The sequence below is a fragment of the Legionella gratiana genome, assembly GCF_001467695.1.
Lineage (GTDB): Bacteria > Pseudomonadota > Gammaproteobacteria > Legionellales > Legionellaceae > Legionella > Legionella gratiana.
Map to the genome: position 1 here is coordinate 482,689 of NZ_LNYE01000020.1, position 6,000 is coordinate 488,688.

A 6,000-nucleotide genomic window follows, 5' to 3' on the forward strand; every position below is an offset into this window, starting at 1 on the left:
AAGTTTAGAGCAAAGATTTGTTACTTTTAGACCTTCCGCTTTTGCGGAAGGCGACAGTATTGAGAAGTCCGTCACCCTCTGCGCAAACAGCTGTCTCTTGATGAGATAGGATCAAGAGACAGCTCATTGAGCTCGGCCAAGGTTTTGCATTTGTCGGTTCTCAAGTGCCCTTGACGTTTGATGACCAAGAGTTTTTTGTCGATCTACTCTTTTACCACCTTGAATTGCGAGCATTTTTGGTCATCGAATTAAAAAATACGAAAGCCGGAGCATACCGGACAATTGGGTTTTTACCTTGCAGCCGTTGATGATCAATTACGAAAGCTTGGTAATAACCAAACTATTGGAATATTGCTATGTAAATCAAAAAATAAAGTTATTGCAGCATAGGCGTTGCGAAACATTAGTGCCCCCATAGGCGTTTCAGAATATACCTTATCTAAATCAATACCTCCTGATTTGAAAGGCAGTTTGCCGACAGTTGAAGAAATTGAAGCTGAGTTAAATGAATCAGCAACAGAGGATTGATTTGTTCAGTGTATTGTAGACTAATGCATGGGACAAAAGGATAAATGGGACACCCATATTAGTACTGGGTTAAAACAGTCCCCGCATGAATTGTTCATGTTGGGGACTTTTTACTTGTTAGTTTTGTTGTTTCAATCAATATCATTCAAAGAACCAATTTTCTATAAAGAAAAATCGTAAGTAGAGAACCTATTGAGCAGATTAAAAATAAAGAATAATAGTCAGCTAACTGATATATCGCACCTCCTAAAATGGGTCCGACAGCCAAACCAACAGCGGAAGCATTAAGAACGCCATAACAACTACCCATCACCTGTGGTGGTGCAATTTTAGCAAGAAAGACATCATTCAAGGGGAAGAAAATCACTTCACCTAGGGATAAAATGAGCATGGAGCAATTCAGTGTTACACTATTTTGGGCAAAACAAAATCCTAAAAAGCCGAAAGCGAATAAGGAGAGTCCAGTAGAAGCAAGTACCATGTAATTGACTTTTCTGAGCAGAGGGCCAATACCTATCTGCAACAAAACGCAGGTTATTGCATTGACGATGAGCATGTTGCTGTACATGACGATTCCATCATCAAATTGCTGCACCATATACTGGGCTAGCGAAGAAGTTATTTGGGCGTACAAACTGTAACAGATAAAACTAATCAGAAAGAGTATTTTTAAAGAAGGATTGGCTTTGATGAATCGAAAGGTATCCATGACTGAGAAAGGTGATTCTTTTCTTGTTTGTCTATTTTTCGTTTTTGACCAAAACATCAATAACAAAAGGCCAGTAGCAAGATAACAATATGCGATGAGCTGAAACAGTTGAGTGGAGTGTTCTATAGCATAACGTGCGCCAATCAGTGGACCTAAAGCGGCCGCTAAATTTAAAATGGCATAACGCACACCAAAAGCAATAGTTCTCTGTTGCTCATGGGTGTTGGTGGCCAGAAACGTTTTTGATGCACTATCAAAAATGGCTCGGAATATGCCGATGGTAGTATTTAATATAATAAAACAAATTAATGATTGGTTTTGATAAAGACACTCATAGGCAATAGCCGAGCCCAATAAAGTCACGATGAACAATTGCTGTGAAGGGTAACGGTCTGATAAATGTCCTATGAATAAGCTTGTTAGGCTGTGACTTAATTGCCCAGATGCAATAATCGCTCCTATAGCAATAGGCGGTAGTGAAAAATGGTTCAAATAAATGGCTAAAAAAGGGATGATTAAAAACTGCCCTAATTTCATGATAAAAAAAGAGAGCATAAAAAGTGACATGCTAAAATAAGCGCTACTGGTGCGAGCAGTACTAAGATACATAGATTCCGACATGATATTTCCCTAATCAAGGTGAGCTTTTGTGGTGATGTGCACGTGTTCCATAGCGAAATTCACCGAAGAAATAGCCTCATCAAGGGTGCTTCCTGTTCCTAAAATATATCCTTGTCTGGATAAAGATGAGCTTAGTTTCCCAAGTTTCTGCCCCTTTTTCAAAGTACAATCAATACGAACAATTCCGGGTAAATTGTTTGCAGAATCAAGTCCATGAACATTCAGAATCTCTTCAAATTCTCGAGCAAAAAATAAAACAGCAGCGGCATTTGCTTTCTTCGTTTTTGTATTTTGACTTAATCCCAATAAATGAAGAACGGTTTCAGAAATAACATCTACTCCTGTAGTTAATTCGGTCAATTCCCAAATTTGGTCTCCTCCCATTCGAGTTTGTGATTCAATTATTTTTATTTCATCCTTATGTACTTTAATCTCCGTATGTGCAGGGCCATTTTGATGCTGAATAATATCCAAAAAATGAAGAATGAGTTGCTCTATTTTTTGTTGTAGTTTTGGAGCTAATTTTGCAGGAGAATGATGCCCCAATTCAATAAAATGAGGAAATCCGGTTGTACGCTTTTCAGTAATAGCAATTACCCGATGTTGTCCATCCAAACTTAGGGATTCCACACTGTATTCTTTACCTAAAAGGTATTCTTCAGCAATAAGTTCAAGATTGCCATGCTGTATCGCCCAGTCCCATGCATTAGGAATGTTCTCAAGGGAGTTAACGTAGCAAACCCCTAGGCTTCCTGCTCCATGAATTGGTTTTAGGATAAAAGGTGCTTTTATTTGTTTATAAAAGGCAGTGACTTCTTCTAAAGTGGTGCAGCGTTGATAGACAATGGAGTCAAGCTGATGACTCTCGAGTAAACGACGCATTTTAAATTTATCCCGCGTATGTTCTACTGGAAATACAGCATTGCCTTTAATGTTCAATTGTTCAGCGATTAAGGCTGCGGGATATAAACCAAGCTCAGTAAACGAAACAACAGCTCTAAAATGATGTACTTGATGTAATTGCTTCGCTATTCGACTTAGTTCAGAAAGATTCTCATAAGTGTCAACGAATACGATTTGTGCATCCAAAGAGGTAGTTAAAGAATCATGTTGTGATTGAATCAGCACAAATCGGATATTCATGGTTTTTAGTTTTTGAAGTGTATGTTCTCGTGCCCCGATAATCAATAAACAAGGCGATGGGTTTATATCATATGCTTCCATGTTGGATGTTCCTTAAAAATGGTTAATTCTTGGGTAATTTCTGCAACCGATTTATTGAGATAATAAGTGCTCAATGAAGAGAACTCCTTTCCAGCTGGTAAACGGCCAAGCCATTCAAGTGGGGTTAACTCATCTTGAATGAAGTTGGTTCCCCAGGCGTTTAAATCATTGTTTAGTAGCTCCTGAAGGAGTTCGCGCTCTTCGGGCATATCGGGATTTAAGAGTGTGCCAAATATTTTTTGGATTAAAGGAAGATAAGCAATTTGCCTTGTTCCACCTAAGACCCGAATTTGAGGCATGAGGCATAAAACAAGAAAGCTTAAAAAAATATTAGGGATAAGTACCCCATCAATAAGTGCTGTGCGAATCGATTGATGGTCTAAGGGTATTGTTAATTGTTTATTTAGATTGGTTGTTTCTTCTTTAAGAATACTCTCCTCAATTTTTAATGCACGTATTTTATTGTCTCTGACGCCCCAGAAAAACTCGGTACCTTGTTTTAAGAACACATGATTTTTTTCATGCATCATTGAGGCGATTGAATGGGTCAATTTAGTACGTTGTTTTGGGGAAAAAATAAGTTGATAAATAATTCCCTCAGGTTCACGTAAATGTTCTGCAACTAAAAGTGAGGTGAAGTAATCGTTCATGATTAATGGCTTGATTTCTTGAGCACACTGAGCCAGTAAACGTTGATTTGATAATGTGAATGCAGGAATAAACCCTTCATATTCTTTAAAATCAATTGATACCAGTAGTTTTTCTAGTCCTTTTTGTTCAAAATAATCGGATTGATTCAAAGATTGGATGAAATTATCCTTAAAATAAGTCAATCTAGGGTAGGGTGAACAAACACTGAGTTTTGACATCTGTTTCGGCGTTAAAGCAAATAAATTAATGTCATCATTCTTTAGCTTAAGCCATCCTGGTCCTTGCCTCTTACTCCATTGTAGTGTGCGTGTCACGCTGTTTAAGACAAACATATGGTTTAGCTGATGGATTTTGCTTCCCATCCAGCTCATCAAGATGGCATTAAAGTCAACCTTGTTGGCGTACAACTGACAATGGGGACCCGTTTGTAGAATGGGGTAGCGCTTAAACTCTGAAATAGCGTGTTCAAAGTCAATCGATTGTGACCTAAAAAACAGTTTCAATGCGTCATAGAATTTCGTTCTGGATTGAACTGCTATGGTACTTTCGCAAGAAATAGGCCTTTGCCACACTTGTTTGATATAGGATGATAAAGTATCGTCCCAATGGGTTTTTAAATCACTAATAACGCCGGGACAAATGGTTTCCATTGCCTTGGTAATGGGGAATAAATCAAGCTCTCTCATATTCGCCCCAAATATGTTGTGTCACGTGAAAAAAGGGGTCAAACACGTTATCAAATTGTGTTTGACAGTAGTCCTGGAGTTTTTTATGGAGGATATGGAGTTCTGCACAAGCAATAATAAAGTGGTGCTCTGGAAATTGATTCATCAATTCTAAAAAGTCATCCAATAACTGCGAGTCTACTTGATTATCCTTGACGGCCTTAATCAGCATATTAAGTTGTGTTTGCACCTCAGTTCCAGCATAAGTAAGGTGCTGAGCTACCTTTGCCCATAGAGGATGATGTTCCAAAACCTGAGCTTCTTTTGCTGAGGAGGCACAAAGAACGAGAAATTGAGTGTTTTGTGCCAGTACGTGCTCCAAAACCAGTGTTACCAACGAATAAATTTTAGCTTGGTGCTCAAGTGCTAATTGGGGCAGTAATGCATGAGCAGTAAAGCAGCAAATTACAATGCAATCGACGTCGTGCTGTACTAGATGAGCGATATTTTTTTCAAGCTTTGCTAAGAGCTCCGCTTTACTTTGATTGACAGACATCAGCGCTGTAGATTGAGTCTGCAAGGGCTCAGAATACAGATACACGTAAGGAGGATGATACTCTTCTTTTAAATCAATCTTGTTGAGATAAGTTGTATAAAGAGTCTCAACAAATGATGCGGAAGCTACAGGCCCCATTCCGCCGATAATACCTACTTTGATTGTTTTTTTATTCATTCTTTTTAATCCATTAATTTATCACAGCACCCGCAAGGCCTGTTTAACTCAAAATGCGCTTTGACTTTGGTATAAGCGTTGTATCCAACTCGTGCGATGAGATGAAGCTTGTTGGTATCAATTCGTTTATCCTTGGTTAATATGTCAGGATTAAGATGAATGCCAACGACTTTTGCGATGACCATGCGGTTGATTAAACTCGAATCCTCGGGTATCGGTAATTGAACCGATTGGTGATAAACACATTCCAAACTAATAGGTGCACCTTTAACACGGCAGGTTTGAATAATTTCTCCAGGTAAATGGTCTACTTCTGCCATAGCAAATTCGTTAATTCCTCGTGAAAAATCGAGAGAAGTAATATTCATTGCTTCTTTATTGCTGTAACTCACTAAATTGACGGTAAATTCTTTAGTCTCTTCCGCGTTTTTTAACGTATCTTTGGCACCACCGCTGTCATGCGAGCCGGTTGTTGCAAACATAATCATCGGTGGGTCTTCGCAGACAATATTAAAATAACTAAACGGCGCTAAATTAGGATTGCCCTCAGTATCTTTGCTGCTTATCCAAGCAATGGGCCTTGGAATAACACAGGCTTTAAAAAGTCCTTTAGGCAACTTCTGGGATGTGTGAAAAAACATGATCGATTCCTTGATTCGAATGGGGAAGAAAGACTCGCCCACCCATAGTTTGAAAATTTCTAAATGCCCATAAACTAGGACTTACAAAGACACGTTGAATCCAGCGATAAGGGCAACCTTGGTTGTCGTAGGTTGGCGTAAATCGTTCTCGAGCATGCAGCGTAAAACGATTATCCACATAGATTAATTTACCTGGCGTAATTTGAATGACCTCAGATGTTTCTTTGA

Annotated in this window: 6 protein-coding genes and 2 pseudogenes; 2 read left to right on the top strand and 6 right to left on the bottom strand. The window is 38.7% G+C overall.

Annotation, left to right across the window (positions count from 1 at the left end; translation table 11 throughout):
- Positions 1–110: 110 nt before the first annotated feature.
- Positions 111–390 (top strand): annotated as a pseudogene (locus tag Lgra_RS18265) (PDDEXK nuclease domain-containing protein).
- Positions 391–393: 3 nt separating this feature from the next.
- Positions 394–528, top strand: a complete 135-nt coding sequence (locus Lgra_RS18455) for a hypothetical protein (RefSeq protein WP_274519562.1) — start codon at positions 394–396, stop codon at positions 526–528.
- A 145-nt stretch (positions 529–673) separates the two neighbouring features.
- Here the strand turns inward: Lgra_RS18455 and Lgra_RS06865 are convergent, their stop codons facing one another.
- From Lgra_RS06865 to Lgra_RS17770, 6 genes and pseudogenes are all read right to left on the bottom strand, one after another.
- Positions 674–1,858 (bottom strand): MFS transporter, encoded by a 1,185-nt coding sequence (locus Lgra_RS06865; RefSeq protein ID WP_058498508.1) that lies wholly within the window; start codon positions 1,856–1,858, stop codon positions 674–676.
- Between the two features lie 9 nt (positions 1,859–1,867).
- Positions 1,868–3,082, bottom strand: a complete 1,215-nt coding sequence (locus tag Lgra_RS06870; protein ID WP_058498509.1) for an ATP-grasp domain-containing protein — start codon at positions 3,080–3,082, stop codon at positions 1,868–1,870.
- Positions 3,064–4,419: a hypothetical protein gene (locus Lgra_RS06875; protein ID WP_058498510.1), complete on the bottom strand. Its 1,356-nt coding sequence runs from the start codon at positions 4,417–4,419 to the stop codon at positions 3,064–3,066. The genes Lgra_RS06870 and Lgra_RS06875 overlap by 19 nt, the downstream gene beginning before the upstream one ends.
- Positions 4,406–5,131, bottom strand: a complete 726-nt coding sequence (locus tag Lgra_RS06880) for an aspartate/glutamate racemase family protein (protein WP_058498511.1) — start codon at positions 5,129–5,131, stop codon at positions 4,406–4,408. The genes Lgra_RS06875 and Lgra_RS06880 overlap by 14 nt, the downstream gene beginning before the upstream one ends.
- A 5-nt stretch (positions 5,132–5,136) precedes the next feature.
- Complete coding sequence (locus Lgra_RS06885) at positions 5,137–5,772, bottom strand: flavin reductase family protein (protein WP_058498512.1); 636 nt, start codon at positions 5,770–5,772, stop codon at positions 5,137–5,139.
- Positions 5,741–6,000 (bottom strand): annotated as a pseudogene (locus tag Lgra_RS17770) (hypothetical protein); the annotation flags it as partial. The gene Lgra_RS06885 and the pseudogene Lgra_RS17770, both read right to left, overlap by 32 nt.

Coding starts and splice junctions, on each gene's coding strand:
- Lgra_RS06875 (WP_058498510.1), bottom strand. CDS start 4,419: ATGAGAGAGCTTGATTTATTCCCCATTACCAAGGCAATGGAAACCATT.
- Lgra_RS06865 (WP_058498508.1), bottom strand. CDS start 1,858: ATGTCGGAATCTATGTATCTTAGTACTGCTCGCACCAGTAGCGCTTAT.
- Lgra_RS06870 (WP_058498509.1), bottom strand. CDS start 3,082: ATGGAAGCATATGATATAAACCCATCGCCTTGTTTATTGATTATCGGG.
- Lgra_RS06880 (WP_058498511.1), bottom strand. CDS start 5,131: ATGAATAAAAAAACAATCAAAGTAGGTATTATCGGCGGAATGGGGCCT.
- Lgra_RS06885 (WP_058498512.1), bottom strand. CDS start 5,772: ATGTTTTTTCACACATCCCAGAAGTTGCCTAAAGGACTTTTTAAAGCC.